This is a genomic window from Rhizobium sp. 01L419 (assembly GCF_056400025.1).
The window spans coordinates 276,998-291,383 of record NZ_JBFTSM010000005.1 but is presented as its reverse complement, the minus strand read 5'-3'; the positions used below and the strand labels follow the sequence as shown (position 1 = coordinate 291,383).

General features: G+C 60.5%; 13 protein-coding genes, 1 tRNA gene and 1 pseudogene. 6 read left to right on the top strand and 9 right to left on the bottom strand.

The annotated features are described in order from the left end of the window. Window positions 1–67 precede the first annotated feature (67 nt). The gene (locus tag AC1DUP_RS13120) at window positions 68–406 is read right to left on the bottom strand and encodes a hypothetical protein (protein ID WP_113300964.1); all 339 of its coding nucleotides are present in this window, start codon (window positions 404–406) and stop codon (window positions 68–70) included. A 383-nt stretch (window positions 407–789) separates the two neighbouring features. On the opposite strand from AC1DUP_RS13120, the gene AC1DUP_RS13115 reads away from it, so the two are divergent. Both AC1DUP_RS13115 and AC1DUP_RS13110 read left to right on the top strand, forming a co-directional pair. Then, the gene (locus tag AC1DUP_RS13115; protein ID WP_477832889.1) at window positions 790–1,230 is read left to right on the top strand and encodes a glyoxalase superfamily protein; all 441 of its coding nucleotides are present in this window, start codon (window positions 790–792) and stop codon (window positions 1,228–1,230) included. A gap of 29 nt (window positions 1,231–1,259) precedes the next feature. Then, complete coding sequence (locus AC1DUP_RS13110) at window positions 1,260–2,627, top strand: MATE family efflux transporter (protein ID WP_113300955.1); 1,368 nt, start codon at window positions 1,260–1,262, stop codon at window positions 2,625–2,627. Window positions 2,628–2,722: 95 nt separating this feature from the next. On the opposite strand, the gene AC1DUP_RS13105 is transcribed toward AC1DUP_RS13110, so the two are convergent. The 4 genes from AC1DUP_RS13105 to iolB all read right to left on the bottom strand — a co-directional run bounded on the left by AC1DUP_RS13105 (window position 2,723) and on the right by iolB (window position 4,992). Further along, window positions 2,723–2,887: a hypothetical protein gene (locus AC1DUP_RS13105; RefSeq protein ID WP_477832853.1), complete on the bottom strand. Its 165-nt coding sequence runs from the start codon at window positions 2,885–2,887 to the stop codon at window positions 2,723–2,725. A gap of 86 nt (window positions 2,888–2,973) precedes the next feature. Continuing rightward, window positions 2,974–3,807: a helix-turn-helix transcriptional regulator gene (locus tag AC1DUP_RS13100; protein WP_477832852.1), complete on the bottom strand. Its 834-nt coding sequence runs from the start codon at window positions 3,805–3,807 to the stop codon at window positions 2,974–2,976. A gap of 50 nt (window positions 3,808–3,857) precedes the next feature. Then, the gene (locus AC1DUP_RS13095) at window positions 3,858–4,103 is read right to left on the bottom strand and encodes a DUF1127 domain-containing protein (RefSeq protein WP_477832851.1); all 246 of its coding nucleotides are present in this window, start codon (window positions 4,101–4,103) and stop codon (window positions 3,858–3,860) included. Between the two features lie 91 nt (window positions 4,104–4,194). Next, window positions 4,195–4,992, bottom strand: a complete 798-nt coding sequence (gene iolB / locus AC1DUP_RS13090; RefSeq protein ID WP_113300958.1) for a 5-deoxy-glucuronate isomerase — start codon at window positions 4,990–4,992, stop codon at window positions 4,195–4,197. A gap of 19 nt (window positions 4,993–5,011) precedes the next feature. On the opposite strand from iolB, the pseudogene AC1DUP_RS13085 reads away from it, so the two are divergent. After that, window positions 5,012–5,146, top strand: a pseudogene (locus AC1DUP_RS13085) (endonuclease domain-containing protein); the annotation flags it as partial. A 19-nt stretch (window positions 5,147–5,165) separates the two neighbouring features. Here AC1DUP_RS13085 and iolE read toward each other — a convergent pair. The 4 genes from iolE to AC1DUP_RS13065 form a co-directional block, all read right to left on the bottom strand. Next, entirely contained in the window at window positions 5,166–6,083 is a 918-nt protein-coding gene (gene iolE, locus AC1DUP_RS13080) for a myo-inosose-2 dehydratase (protein WP_477832850.1), read from the bottom strand. A gap of 64 nt (window positions 6,084–6,147) precedes the next feature. After that, complete coding sequence (gene iolD / locus AC1DUP_RS13075) at window positions 6,148–7,998, bottom strand: 3D-(3,5/4)-trihydroxycyclohexane-1,2-dione acylhydrolase (decyclizing) (RefSeq protein ID WP_477832849.1); 1,851 nt, start codon at window positions 7,996–7,998, stop codon at window positions 6,148–6,150. 202 nt (window positions 7,999–8,200) lie between these two features. Then, window positions 8,201–10,135: a bifunctional 5-dehydro-2-deoxygluconokinase/5-dehydro-2-deoxyphosphogluconate aldolase gene (locus tag AC1DUP_RS13070; RefSeq protein WP_477832848.1), complete on the bottom strand. Its 1,935-nt coding sequence runs from the start codon at window positions 10,133–10,135 to the stop codon at window positions 8,201–8,203. Between the two features lie 93 nt (window positions 10,136–10,228). Then, on the bottom strand, window positions 10,229–11,101 hold the full coding sequence (locus tag AC1DUP_RS13065) for a MurR/RpiR family transcriptional regulator (RefSeq protein WP_113301968.1): 873 nt from the start codon (window positions 11,099–11,101) through the stop codon (window positions 10,229–10,231). 208 nt (window positions 11,102–11,309) lie between these two features. Here AC1DUP_RS13065 and AC1DUP_RS13060 point away from each other — a divergent pair, with 208 nt between their 5' ends. From AC1DUP_RS13060 to AC1DUP_RS13050, 3 genes are all read left to right on the top strand, one after another. Continuing rightward, window positions 11,310–12,425 carry a Gfo/Idh/MocA family protein gene (locus AC1DUP_RS13060; RefSeq protein ID WP_477832847.1) on the top strand — a complete coding sequence of 372 codons (1,116 nt, stop codon included), beginning with the start codon at window positions 11,310–11,312 and terminating at the stop codon, window positions 12,423–12,425. An 85-nt stretch (window positions 12,426–12,510) separates the two neighbouring features. Continuing rightward, a complete protein-coding gene (locus AC1DUP_RS13055) occupies window positions 12,511–13,728 on the top strand; it encodes an FAD-dependent oxidoreductase (protein WP_113509183.1) in 1,218 nt (405 codons plus the stop codon). A gap of 141 nt (window positions 13,729–13,869) precedes the next feature. Beyond that, window positions 13,870–13,959: transfer RNA gene (locus tag AC1DUP_RS13050), tRNA-Ser, on the top strand. Window positions 13,960–14,386: the final 427 nt, after the last annotated feature.

Here is a 14,386-nt window from a genome sequence, read left to right as displayed (position 1 = left end):
GCAAGCCATCGCTCTTCGAAACGCGGGTCGCAAGGCCCGCGTTTTCTTATGCGAATGAAGACGGAGATCAGAGCTCGGTTTCGAAGCTCAACCGCAGCACATGATGCAGGAATTCGGGGTTCAGCAGCATGTTGAAGCTGATGGTCACGAATTCGCCTTCGCGCTTGACCACGGTCGAGCCGATCTCGTCGTGGATGCCGAGGATTTCCAGGAAGAAATGCTGCGGTATTTCAACGCTGGGGCTGACTTCCAGCAGCGCGCCGGCAAGCGTGATGGTGCGGATCAGGCAGCGGACTTGCGTGCCGGTGCTGAGGTGGTGGCCGACAAAGATGATGTTGCCGGGCCGGTCGAGGTTGAATTCTCTGTAAGCCTGTTCGGGCTTGGGATGTTCTGTGTCGAGGTGCATCTGAAAGGCCATGTCAGCCTCCGCTTGTTGTATGATCTGACTTTAACGCAGGATTGCTCACATCTACTGAATAATGTCTTTAAAATTGAAAGCTTGTGCAAAATCTAACGGCATAACGCTTTTATTGCCGACAATACTGTCCAGAATCTGCCCAATTTTTCACCATCCGTGTGCCGTCATTGACTTGGCGTCCGTCGTCGCGCATAGAGAAGCCGGTTCGAGGCACCGGCCGCTCGCGGATGAAGATCCATGGTGAAGCCCTCGCGATCATGGTCACAGCCACTGTGCATGCTGACTGACGGCAATGCGAGCCCCCCTGACAGTCGAATGGCATGCCTTGAGAGGCTGAATCCATGACTCATACGCCTATGACTCGTATACCGATGACTGGGACCTATCCACCGGTCGACGAATTGAAGACCCAGGCAAAACGCCTGCGACAGGCCATGACCGAGCGCGGCAGCGAGATAAACCATGCCGCCGCCCTGGAACTGATCGCCCGCCAATATGGCGCCCGCGACTGGAATACTCTGTCGGCCCTTGCTGCAAAACCCAATGACAAGCCCTCCTCGCCGATTTTCGTCGGCGCCCATATCCGCGGTCGCTACCTGAACCAGCCCTTCACCGGCAAGGTACTGGCTCTTTCTGCTGTAGCAGGCAGCGAGTTCTACAGGGTCACCATCCATTTCGATGAGCCGGTCGACGTCGTGACCTTCGAGAGCTTCTCGGCATTTCGTCAGCGCATCCACGCCCAGATCGATGAGAACGGCATCTCGCCGCGCAAGACCTCCAATGGCCTGCCGCACCTTGTCCTTGATCTCTGATCGCCTGATCGCCAATCCGGATTCCGTCCATGACATCAAATTCCGAAACCAATGCCTTCCTGACAGGCCCGCTGCCATCGGTCTTCGCCCGCACCGCGTTGCCGATTATCCTGATCACCACCATCAACGGCCTTTTTGCCGTGGTGGACGCCTATTTTCTCGGCGCTTATGTCGGGGCAGGGGCGCTTTCTGCCGTCACGCTGATCTTTCCCGGCCTGATGATGCTCGTCGCCCTGCAGTCGCTCGTCTCGAACGGCATGGCGAGCATCCTTGCCCGCGAGCTCGGCGGCGGCAATCGCGATGCGGCGCGCCGCACCTTCGCTGTTGCCCATGTGCTGGCGATCGTGGTCGTCCTGCTCGTCAACGGTATCTACTGGACCGTCGGCTGGCGGATCGTCGACAATGCGGCGGCAGGAGATCTTGCCGTTGCCGAAAATGCCCGGACCTTCATGGGGATCATGGTTGGAGCTGCACCCATAGCTTTCTTCCTGTCGCTCAATATCGATGCCCTGCGCAGCGAAGGCCGGATCGGCTTCATGACCATGGTGATGCTGACTGCCACAGGACTCAACATCGCCGCCAACTGGTTCTTCATGGCGATCCTGCAATGGGGTGTCGCAGGCTCTGCGCTCGGCTCCGTGCTGGCGCAGGCAATCTGCCTCGTTGCCGTACTGGTCTATCGCTGGCGCAATGAACGCGCGCTTCGCCCGGCAGCGGGCTTTCCGCTTGCGGACTGGCGGCCGATCCTGGCGCTCGGCGCCCCGATGAGCCTCGGTTTCATCGGCATCTCGCTCTGCTCGGCGGCTGTCATTTTCAACCTGTCGGTCTGGGGTGAGGGGGATTATGTCTCGACCATCGGCGCTTACGGCATCATTACCCGCGTCATGACGGTTGCCTATCTGCCGCTGCTCGGTCTCAACATCGCCTCCCAGACGATTTGCGGCAATAATTATGGAGCAGGTCTTTCGGAGCGGGTCGGCCGCAGTCTGCAGATCGCCTTGATCGCGGCCCTTGTCTACTGCACCGGCGTCGAGATCACGGTGGAGCTGCTGGCAACGCGCCTCGGCCACATCTTCGTTGCCGATCCCATCGTCATCGCCGAAGTCTCGCGCATCCTGCCCTGGACGGTAGGCGCCTATTTCCTGTTCGGCCAGATGATCGTGCTGTCGGGCTATTTTCAGGCGATCGGCGATGCCAGGCGCGCGGCGATCTTCGGCCTGTCACGCGCCTATCTCTTCACGCTGCCGCTGACTTTCCTGTTGCCGCATGCTTTCGGGGAGATGGGCATCTGGATGGTGCCGGTCTTTGCGGAAGCCTGCATGTTCCTGCTGGCCTTTGCCGTCCTCACGCGGAATGCAAAGCGGCTGGGCTGGCGCTACGGGCTGCTGCCCGCTTGAGGGCAAAGCAATTCCAGCAAAAGTGTGTAGCGGTTTTGTGTCCGGAATTGCGTAAAGCAAAGGAAAAGACCGCGCCTCTCGGCGCGGCCTTGTTTTCAATCCTGGCTGGCTGCGGGCGCGGATGCCGCAGCAGCCTCCGCTTCCCCGAGCGCCTGCGCGCATTCCTCGCAGCAGACTTCGACGGTCTTGCCGCCAAGCTTGACGCTGATCGCATCAGGGCCGAGTTCGCAATCGCAGGCGGCGCATGTGGTCTTTTTCATCTGGTGATCCTCCGGTTTGTGCCCATCTGGGCAGGATCATAAAACCACTGCAGGCATTCTGCCTGCTGTCGAATTCTTTAGCGACTTTACGCTCGCAGCCGCGTCGCGCGCTGAAATTCCGCCGGCGTCTGGCCATAGGCCTGGCGGAAGGACGAGGTGAAATGGCTGTGGCTGGAAAAGCCGAGATCGAGCCCGAGCGCCGTCAGATCGTCGTACTCGCCGAGAAGATCGAGCGCGCGGGCAAGACGAAGCCGAAGCTGATAGCGATAAAGCGGTGTCGCTTCCACCTGCTGGAAAACCTGCGTGAGATAGACAGGTGAAACGCCGACTTCGGTCGCGATTTCCGCCAGCGTCCAGCGTCGCGCGAGATCGGAGGAGAGCACGAGCTTTGCCCGGTCGACAAGCTTCTGCCGTCCAGCACTGGCACCCGCCGCATGCGAGGTGCGCTCGCCGAGCGAACGGCGCACCAGGGTCAGCGCCAGTGTTTCCGCCTCCAGCGTCTCGGCGACACCTCGGCGAAGACCATGGCGCAGAAGCGCAACGAGGGCCTGCGCGCGTGGATCGACGCGCCGGCGCTGGCGTTTGAAGCCGAACAGCTCGCCGGCCTGCACCTGATCTCCAGGCGCAAGCTCGGCAAGCAGGGATTCGTCGATGGACAGATCGATGCAGGCATCGCCGCCATCGACCGGATGGCTGATGCGATAGCCTTGGCCGGCATTGAAAAACAGCACCTGATTGGCTTCCGCCACGGTGTCGTTGCGCCCGACATGGCGCATGAAGACGCCGCGATAAGGATAGACGAGGCTCGTCTTGTGGGCGCACTCCTCGTCGCTCTTGTGACGGCATTCGCCATTGCAGACGATGTCACGGATCGTGACGGTCTTCGTCTTCAGGAGCAATGCGGTCGAAAATTGCGACATCGGTCTTTCCGGAGTTCGGGCAGCAGGGCATCGCCCGCCGCACCACCCTATCACAATCCCTTGTTGTTCCAGTAGTGGCTTGAGACATGCACGTCGCTTTCGATCTGGCCACGGGAGAGGCCGATATCCTTCAGCTGATCGTCGGACAGCTCCATCACGGCGCTGCGATTGCGCCGCTCGGCGAGCTTGCGCGCCATCCACCCCAAACCATCAACGAGGCTGGCAAGAAGCCGGGATTGCCTGATTTCTGACCGGCGGGTGGTCTGAGAGTAAACGGTAAGGCTTGAGCCGCGCATGGTGTTCCTCCATCCATTGCGTTTGAATGAGAGGATTGAACCATGTGCGCGGCTCGCCCGCTGTCAGATTATTTAGCGATCTGCGGCCGGATCAGGCTTTCAGCAGCCACTCGTGCTCCGGTGCATTGTAGAACTTCCAGACGCGCTTCGGCCCTGCCATGACATTGAGATAATAGAGATCGTAGCCATGAGTTGCCGCGCAGGGGTGATAGCCCTTCGGGACCAGCGTCACGTCGCCGTCTTCGATGGCCATCGCCTCATCGAGCGAGCGGTCGTCGGTATAGACGCGCTGGAAGCCGAAACCCTGCGGCGGGTTGAGGCGGTGGTAATAGGTCTCTTCCAGCATGCTCTCGTGCGGAAGATTGTCCTGATCATGCTTGTGCGGCGGATAGGAGGAAGTGTGACCGCCGGGCGTAATGACCTCGACGACGAGCAGCGAATGCGCCGAGCTGTCATCTTCCGGCATGATGTTGTTGACGTGGCGCACATTCGTGCCCTTGCCGCGCGTCAGCGGCGGATGCGTGCCGGGCGGAATGGCCTTCGCCTCATAGGTACCGCCGCCGGGTGCCGAGCAGACGGCTAGCTCGAGATCGGTCTCGGCTGTGACAGACCATGTCGATTCCATCGGTATATAGAGAGCGTGCGGCGCTCCATCGAAGGGGCTCATGCGTTCGCCAAGCGTGCCGAAATCCCTGGTGCCTGCCGAGGCCTTGCCCTTGCCGCTCACCCAGACGAGGCAGACTTCCCGCTCGCCCGTCTCTCCAGAGGCCGTCTCGCCCGGCTTCAGGCGGTACATGTCGAAGCCGACATAGGTCCAGCCGGCGCTTTCGGGCGTCACATGCGTGACGCGGCCAGTCTTGCCTGACGGTTTTACCTTGAGGTTTGGCATTGGTGTTTCTCCTCCTGAATTGGTGGGTGCGGCCCCCTCATCCGGCTGCCGCCACCTTCTCCCCGCTGGGGAGAAGGGATATGCCGCGCCGCCTCTTTCCTCCCCTTCTCCCCAACGGGGAGAAGGTGCCCGAAGGGCGGATGAGGGGGCTCCTTGCTCTGACGGCCGTCCAGTTACCCCTTCGGGAAACCTTCCGTCTCCACCGTATAACCAGCCGCCGTCATCACCCGCATCAATTCTGCGTGGCCGATCTCGGCCATCTTCTGCGGCGGCGCTTTACGCGGATCCTGCTCGGCTTCGACGACAAACCAGCCTTCATAGCCATAATCGGCAAACCGCTTGACGATCGCGCCGAAGTCGAGCGAACCGTCGCCCGGCACGGTAAAGGCGCCGAGCGCCACCGCATCGAGGAAGGACTGCCGGCTGCGGTCGAGCCTATCGACGACAGACTTGCGGATATCCTTGACGTGCACATGATTGATGCGGGCGTGGTGATTGTCGATGGCGCGCAGCACATCGCCGCCGGCAAAGGCGAGATGCCCGGCATCGAGCAGCAGCGGAATGCCGGCACCCGAATTCTTCATGAAGGCGTCGAGTTCCGGTTCGGTTTCGACGACGGCCGCCATATGGTGGTGATAGGAAAGCGGCATGCCCTGGTCGGCGCACCATTCGCCGAATTCGGTGACACGGCGCGCATAAGCCTTCATCTCGTCATCGGCGAGCCGAGGCTTGGTTGCGAGCGGCTTGGAGCGGTCGCCCTGGATCGAGCGGCCGACTTCGCCATAGACGATGCAGGGCGAATTGACCGCCTTGAACAGCTCGATCATCGGCGCGATGCGGTCCTTGTTGGCCGAGAGATCCTCGTTGACAAGCGTGCCGGAGAACCAGCCGCCGCAGAGCGTCACGTCGGCGGCGCGCAGGATCGGCAGCATCTCTTGCGGGTTGCTCGGGAAGCGGCGGCCCTGCTCCATGCCGGTAAAGCCGGCGGTGCGGGATTGCCGCAGGCATTCCTCGAGGGATACGTCGTCGCTGAGTTCAGGAAGGTCGTCGTTCCACCATGCGATGGGCGACATGCCGAGTTTGGCCTTCATCAGTGGTCTCCTTAAAAATAGTGCGGAGGAGCGTTGCCGCTCCTCCAGAAATCATAGCAATCGATCAGCCAACGCGCTGGGCAGCGCGCGCTTTGACATAGGCCTCATGGGCCTTGTTGACTTCGCCGCGCATGCTGACCTCAGGCACCGCGACATCCCACCAGTGGCCGCCGGCATCCGTGGTAATCAGCGGATCGGTGTCGATGACGAAGACCGAGGTGCGGTCGTTCTTCTTGGATTCCGCAATCGCCTGTTCCAGTTCGGCAATCGAGGACACCTTCACCGCAATCGCACCCATCGCCTCGGCATGCGCCCGGAAGTCGATCTCGGGCATGACCTCGTGATAGGAGTCCTTCAGCAGATTGTTGAAGTTTGCGCCACCGGTCGCCATCTGCAGGCGGTTGATGCAGCCATAGCCCCGGTTGTCGAGCAGCACGATGTTGAGCTTCAGGCCGAGCATGACCGAGGTCGCAAGCTCCGAATTCATCATCATGTAGGAACCATCGCCGACCATGACGACGACGTCCTTTTCCGGATGCGCCATCTTGGCACCGAGGCCGCCGGCAATCTCATAGCCCATGCAGGAGAAGCCATATTCCATATGGTAGCTGCCGGGCACGGTGGCCGGCCACAGCTTGTGCAATTCGCCGGGCAGGCCGCCCGCCGCACACAGAAGCGTGGTCTTCTCGCCGCCGATCGAGCGCACGACAGCGCCGATGACCTGCGCATCGGAGGGCAGGGCGGCATTGGTGGAGCCCATCGCCTTGGCGGCAGCCTCCATCCAGACCTTCTTTTCCTTCGTTGCCTTCTCGGCAAGGGCAGCCGGCGCCTTCCAGCCGGAAAGGCCCGATGACAGCGCCTTCAGCCCTTCGCGCGCATCGGCAACCAGCGGATGGCTGTCATGCTTCAGCGCGTCATAGGCTGCGATGTTCAGGCTGAGCAGCTTGAAACCTTCATTCTTGAAGAGCGCCCAGGAACCGGTCGTGAAATCCTGGCAGCGCGTGCCGACGGCAATCACCAGATCGGTTTCTTCGGCGATCGCATTGGCAGCCGACGTGCCGGTTACACCGACCGATCCGAGCGCCAGCGCATGACGCTCGTCGATTGCGGATTTGCCGGCCTGGGTGACGACGACGGGAACGCCATGCGCTTCCGCGAAAGCCGCAAGCTCTTTCGTCGCCTGCGAATAGAGGACGCCACCGCCGGCAACGATGACGGGCTTTTGCGAGGCCTTGATCAGCGCAATGGCATTCGCAAGTTCGTCGGCATCCGGCTGCGGACGGCGCACCGTCCAGACCTTTTCCTCAAACAGGCTCTCGGGATAGTCGAAGGCTTCCGCCTGAACGTCCTGGCAGAGCGAAAGCGTCACCGGGCCACAATCCAGCGGATCGGTCAGCACCTGCATGGCGCGCTTCAGCGCCGTGATGATCTGTTCTGGCCGTGTGATCCGGTCGAAATAGCGCGAAACAGGGCGGAAGGCATCATTGGCCGAAACCGTGCCGTCACCGAAATCCTCGATCTGCTGCAGCACCGGATCGGGCGCGCGATTGGCGAAGATGTCGCCGGGCAGGAAGAGAACGGGGATGCGGTTGACATGCGCGACACCTGCAGCAGTCACCATGTTCAACGCACCGGGGCCGATCGAGGAGGTGCAGGCCATGAAGCGCTGGCGGAAGCTCGCCTTGGCATAGGCAATGGCCGCATGCGCCATGCCCTGTTCGTTATGCGCACGGTAGGTCGGCAGTTCCTGGCGGACCTGGTAGAGCGCTTCGCCCATGCCGGCAACGTTGCCGTGGCCGAAGATCGCCCAGACGCCACCGAAGATCGGCACTTTCTTGCCGTCGACGATCGTCATCTGTACTTTAAGGAAATGCGCGACAGCCTGCGCCATCGTCAAACGGATTGTCTTACCCATCGGGTCCTCCCGAACCTTCGCTCTATCTGTTTTCCTCTCCCCAACCCCTCCCCACAAGGGGGAGGGGCTAACCCGCCGGGCTCTCTGCATTCCGCCGCAACGTCTCGTCCAAAGGACGCTTGCTGATGGCGCAAGGCGATAGCCCCAAGTTAAGTCTCTCCCCCTTGTGGGGAGGGGTTGGGGAGGGGTCTAAATTCTATTTCTACCGAAGCCCGCGCGTCTTAAGCCAGGCCTCAGTCAATTGCCGGAAACGTCCCGCCATATCGGCAATCGCTTCCTCGTCGTTGATCTTGCCCGAAAGCCAGCCGCGCGCCGCATCGGCAAAGATCGTGCGGCCAACCGCAAAACCCTTGACGGAGGGGGCAGCGAGCGTCGCTTCGAAACCCTTCACCAGTTCGTCGGCCGGAGCCTCCAGCCCCAGCAGCACGATACCGCGGCACCATGGATCATTTTTGGCGATCACCGCATCGATCTTCTTCCAGGCGCCGCTTGACGCCTGCGGCTCCAGCTTCCACCAGTCCGGCTTGATGCCGAGCGCATAGAGTTCTTCGAGCGCCGTCGACACCGTATCGTCGGTAAGCGGCCCGTTCTTGCTGGAGATGATCTCCACCAGCAGTTCGCGGCCGACCTTGCGCGCAGCTTCGAAGAGCGTACGCAACTTCTCCTGCTGTTCCGTCTTGAGAGCCGCCGGATCGTCGGGATGGTAGAAGCACAGGCACTTGATGCAGTGGTCGAGCGGCCATTCCACCAGCTGCGAGCCGATATCCTGGCTGAACTCGAAGCGCAGCGGCTTGGAGCCCGGAAGCTCGACCGGCCGGCCGATCCAGGTGAAATTCTTCTTGGCCGCATCGAAAAATGCATCGCGCCCGAAGCGCTCGTCGATCAGCATGCCGTAGCCTCGCCGCCCATCGGCGACGCGGGAGGCGGCTTCCACCGCCAGCCGCTTGAAGGCGACGATCTGCTTGTAATTGACGCCGAGCTCGTCGCAGACGCTTGTCAGTTGCGAACGATGGTCGATGGCAAGCGCCATCAGCAGCGGAATCTCGCCCTTGCGGGTCGAGGCCCAATGGATGTGGTTGATCGCCTCGTCCTTGCGCAGTGCGCGATGTTCGCTGCCATTCCCCAGGAAGAAGTCGAGCTCTGCCCAGGTTGGATATTCCGGCGAGCACAGCAGGCGTGAGACGGCGAAAGCGCCGCAGGCATTCGCCCAGGTGGCGCAGGTCTTCAACGGTTCGTCGCGCAGGAAGCCGCGCAGCAGGCCGGACATGAAGGCATCGCCGGCGCCGAGCACATTGAACACCTCGATCGGGAAGCCGTCGCCGACGATCCCGTCTTCCAGATTGTCGCTGATCGGGCCGTCATAGACGATGCAGCCCATCGCTCCACGCTTCAAGACGATGGTCGCCGGCGAAAGGCGCCTGATCTCCTTCAGCGCACCGAGAACGTCATCGGCGCCCGACGCAATCAGGATTTCCTCTTCAGTGCCGACGATGAGATCGCAATCCGGCAGCGTCTCCTTCATCTTCGAGGAGACGCGGTCGGACTTTACGTAGCGCTCGAAGCCCTCGGCATGGCCGGCAAGGCCCCAGAGGTTCGGCCGGTAGTCAATGTCGAAGATCACCTTGCGGCCATTGGCCTTGGCAATCCGGATCGCCTTGCGTTGTGCTGCCTCGGTATTCGGGCGGGAGAAATGCGTGCCCGAAACGAGCACGGCGCGCGAGGACTTGATGAAATCCTCGTCGATATCGCCTTCTTCGAGCGCCATGTCGGCGCAGTCGGAGCGATAGAAGATCATCGGCGAAACGCCTTCGGCTTCTACCGCGAGCAGCACCAGCGCCGTCAGCCGATCCTTGTCCGTCTTGATGCCCTTGGTCTCGACGCCTTCGCGGGCCGACTGCTCGATGATGAAGCGTCCCATCTGTTCGGCGCCGACACGGGTAATCAATGCCGATTTCAGCCCAAGCCGTGCAGTGCCGATAGCGATATTGGCCGGGCAGCCGCCGACGGACTTCGCAAACGAGCCGATATCCTCCAGCCGCGAACCGATCTGCTGGCCGTAAAGGTCGACAGAGGAGCGGCCGATGGTGATCACGTCAAGCGACGGCTCCGGCTGTGAGCCCGGATTCGGTTGTGCCATGATGTCCTCCCGCTAGATTTTCAGGCGGYCTGTAGCGCCCGCCAATTTTGAATAATGAAACATCGGTTCCGTCTCTTTGTCAATTCGGAATGTTTATTCCATTTTTGTCTTTGCGGGTTTGGAATGCTGAAGCTTGCGCCGCCGCTCGGCAATGGCGACCGGCAGCGCCATAGTGAGCGCCATCGATGCCGAGAGCGAGCGAAAACCGCCGAAATCAGCCTCCGCCACCTCGAACCAATGGGTGGCGCAGGCGGCCAGCGGTGAAAAGGCCGAATCGGTGATCGCAATGACCGGTACACCGCGATCGGCAAGTTCCTGGCTTTGAGTGAGGCTGTCTGCGGCGTAGGGCGAAAAGCTCGCAGCAATCGCCGCATCGCGTGGCGTGGCGAACTGCACCATCTCCGGATCGACGCCATTCGGCGAGGCGACGATCTGATGGCGGATATTCAGCTTGGAAAAGGCATAGGTCATATGCGCCGTCAGCGGATAGGAGCGCCGCTTGGCGATGAGATAGATGGTCTCGGCAGCTGCCAGAATATCGACCGCCTTTATAAAAGTATCGGTCTGTACCGTCGCCGCAAGCCGGTTGACGGACTGGCTGGCCGCCGAGATGAAGCCGGAAAGAAGCGTCGCATCCTCGTCATCTCCACCGGACTGTTCCAGCGTGACGAGACGTTCCTCGTAGCTCAGCGTCCGGTCGCGGAGCCGCTCGCGAAAGATGCTCTGCAGGTCGGAGAAGCCTTCATAGCCGAGGTGATGCGCAAGGCGCACAAGGGTAGACGGCTGCACATCCGAGGCGGCGGCAATACTGGCCGTCGTGCCGAAAGCGATTTCATCGGGATTGCCGAGAGCAAAGGCGGCCACCTGCGCCAGCCGCTTCGGCATGTTTGCCTTGCGTTCGATGATGGTGCTGCGCAGGCTTTCGAAATCGCGCGGCACGCGCGCTCTTTGGGGATCACTATCCATGCTGACGGCTCAGAAGATGAAACAAATATTCCATATTTCGAAGCATAAACGATTTCGATGAGGTCGCCTAATTGTTTTTAATCCGCTGAAAATCAAGGGTTTTGGACAATTTCCGGAAAGGCAGGGCGAAATGATGCGTCAGCGCCCGCTTGTCAAAATGATCCAAATATTCCAAAAATTCACATGGATTTGAGGAGGAGACCCTGACATGAAGCCACTCGGCGTTGGTTTGATCGGCACCGGTTATATGGGCAAGTGCCATGCGCTTGCATGGAATGCGGTGAAAACGGTGTTCGGCGATGTCGAGCGGCCCCGTCTTGTGCATCTTGCCGAGGCAAACCCCGAACTCGCGAGCGCCCGCGCTGCCGGATTCGGCTTCGAGAAGGCGACGGCCGACTGGCGGGCGCTGATCGCCGATCCAGAGGTGGATGTCGTCTCTGTCACGACGCCCAATCAGTTCCATGCCGAAATGGCGATCGCCGCTTTGCAGGCCGGCAAGCACGTCTGGTGCGAAAAGCCGATGGCGCCCGCCTATGCGGATGCCGAACGCATGCTTCAAGTCGCCAGACAATCCGGCAAGGTCGCCGTACTCGGGTACAATTATATCCAGAACCCGATCATGCGGCATATAAAGACGCTGATCGGCCAAGGTGCGATCGGCTCCGTCAATCATATCCGCGTCGAAATGGATGAGGATTTCATGGCCGATCCCGATGTCCTCTTCTATTGGAAGAGTGAGTTGTCGGCCGGGTACGGCGCCCTCGATGATTTCGCTGTCCATCCGCTGTCGCTGCTCTGGTATCTCTTCGGTCATGTCGAGGCCGTCACCACGGATATGGTCAAACCCTACGCCGACCGTCCGCAGAAGGAAGGCGGCCGCCGCGCGGTGGAGAATCACGATGCAGCCAATGTGCTGATGCGTCTCGGCGGCGGCATCTCCGCCGTGCTGATGGCCAATCGTGCCGCCTGGGGCCGCAAGGGCCGCATCGCGCTGCAGATCTACGGCTCACAGGGCTCTATCCTCTACGATCAGGAGCGCATGAACGAGTTCGAACTCTATCAGGCCGAAGGACGTGGTTCCGAGCAGGGCTTCCGCAAAATACTGGCAGCACCCGTCCATCAGCCCTATGATCGCTTCATTCCGGCCCCCGGCCACGGTCTCGGCTTCAATGACCTCAAGATCATCGAATGCCGCGAGCTTATCCGGGCGATTTCCGGAGAGCCGGCGTCTATCGTGACATTCGAAGACGGTCTCAGGATAGAGAAGTCGGTTCATGCCATGGCACAGTCCTTCCATGAGCGCCGCTGGATCGAGATCGGCTGAGGTTAGCCTTCGCTTCCGTTGACGGCGTTTGGGGCAGGGGATAGGCCTTGTCCCTGTGGAATGGCGGATATTCGGGAGTGATATCGTGACGGACAGACTGGTGATCATCGGCGCGGGGCAGGCAGGCTTCGCATTGGCAGCCAAACTGCGTGCGCTGAAGGATATGCGCCCGATCACGATCATCGGCGCCGAAGACGTGCTTCCCTATCAGCGCCCGCCACTCTCAAAGAAATACCTGCTGGGCGAGATGGCCTTCGACCGCCTGCTGTTCCGCCCCGAGCATTGGTACCCAGACAATAATGTCGAGATTCGCCTGTCGACCTGGGCCGAGCAGATCAAGCGCGATGCGAAGCAGGTCTTGCTGCAGGATGGCTCCGTTCTCGACTATGGCACGCTGGCACTCGCGACGGGCTCGACGCCCCGCCGTCTGCCGGCGGCGATCGGCGGGGATCTCGATGGCGTCTATGTCGCCCGCGACAAGCGCGATGCCGATTTGCTGGCCGAGGAAATGCGACCCGGCCGCCGTGTGCTCATCATTGGCGGCGGTTATATCGGCCTTGAGGCTGCGGCCGTCGCCCGTCATCTCGGTCTTGAGGTGACCGTCATCGAGATGGCCGACCGGATCCTGCAGCGTGTCGCCGCCAAGGAAACTGCCGACATCATGCGCGCGATCCATAAGAGCCATGATGTGACGATTCGCGAAAAGACCGGCCTCAAACATCTTGTAGGCAAGGATGGCCGGGTGACCGGCGCCGAGCTTTCAGACGGCAGCACCATCGAGGTGGATTTCGTCATTGTCGGTATCGGTGTCGTGCCGAACGATCTCCTGGCGAAGGAAGCGGGTCTCGAAGTCGGCAATGGAATCATCGTCGATGAATTCGCCCGCACATCCGATCCATCGATCTTTGCGGCCGGCGATTGCGCGAGCTTGCCCTGGCAGGGCGGTCGCATCCGGCTCGAATCCGTGCAGAACGCCGTCGATCAGGCGGACGCTGCCGCTGCCGTCATTGCCGGCGGCAACGAATCGTACGACCCGAAACCCTGGTTCTGGTCGGACCAGTATGACGTGAAGCTCCAGATCGCCGGCTTCAATATGGGCTATGACGATACGCTGCTGCGCCCCGGCGCCCGCGAAGGAGCAAGCTCCGTCTGGTATTTCCGCGAGGGCAGGCTGATCGCCGTCGACGCCATCAACGATGCAAAGGCCTATGTGACGGGCAAGAAGATGCTGGAATCAGGAATCAATCCGGATCGGGCGATCCTGGCCGATCCTGCGGCCGATCTGAAGCAGTTGCTGGCCTGAATAAGCGCAGAGCGCGATCGGCTTTGGAGGCAGTTTCAGTTTTGACTGTCACCATCGCGTTTGCCGCCTAAATAAAGGACGTGTGAAAACTTCAAAAAAAGCTTGATCGTACCGGTGAATACCCATATCAGGGCTCCGACCGGAGAGGTGGCCGAGTGGTCGAAGGCGCTCCCCTGCTAAGGGAGTATACCAGGAATGGTATCGTGGGTTCGAATCCCATCTTCTCCGCCATTTTCCTTCAAACTCATAGAATGCTGACGTCGTGTGGCTAGCCACCACCACGGGCGGTTTTTCCCTTTTGCGAATTCGGGCGTCGAACGACCGGTTATGGAATCGATCTGATCGCGAACCGAATCGCGTCGGGAATCAGCGGGCTTCTCGGCGTGAAGACTGAAATCGGTTTCTTCTAATATATCACGACCGTTGCGCGACTGGCCGCCAATCACCCCCAAAGTGGCAGAATCAGGCGGAAAAATGGTGCCGATTTGGCACAGGAAGCGCCTCCGGCCTTTATGAAACCCCAATAAATACCGGGAAAATAAGCACTTTCTTAATAAAGCCTAAACAAGCAGCGGGCCCATTGCCCAACTTGTGGCCTTTCAGCAACAGGGTTTCGGTAAGGCTTTCGTAAACCCCTCCTGAACACAAGTTGGTGATT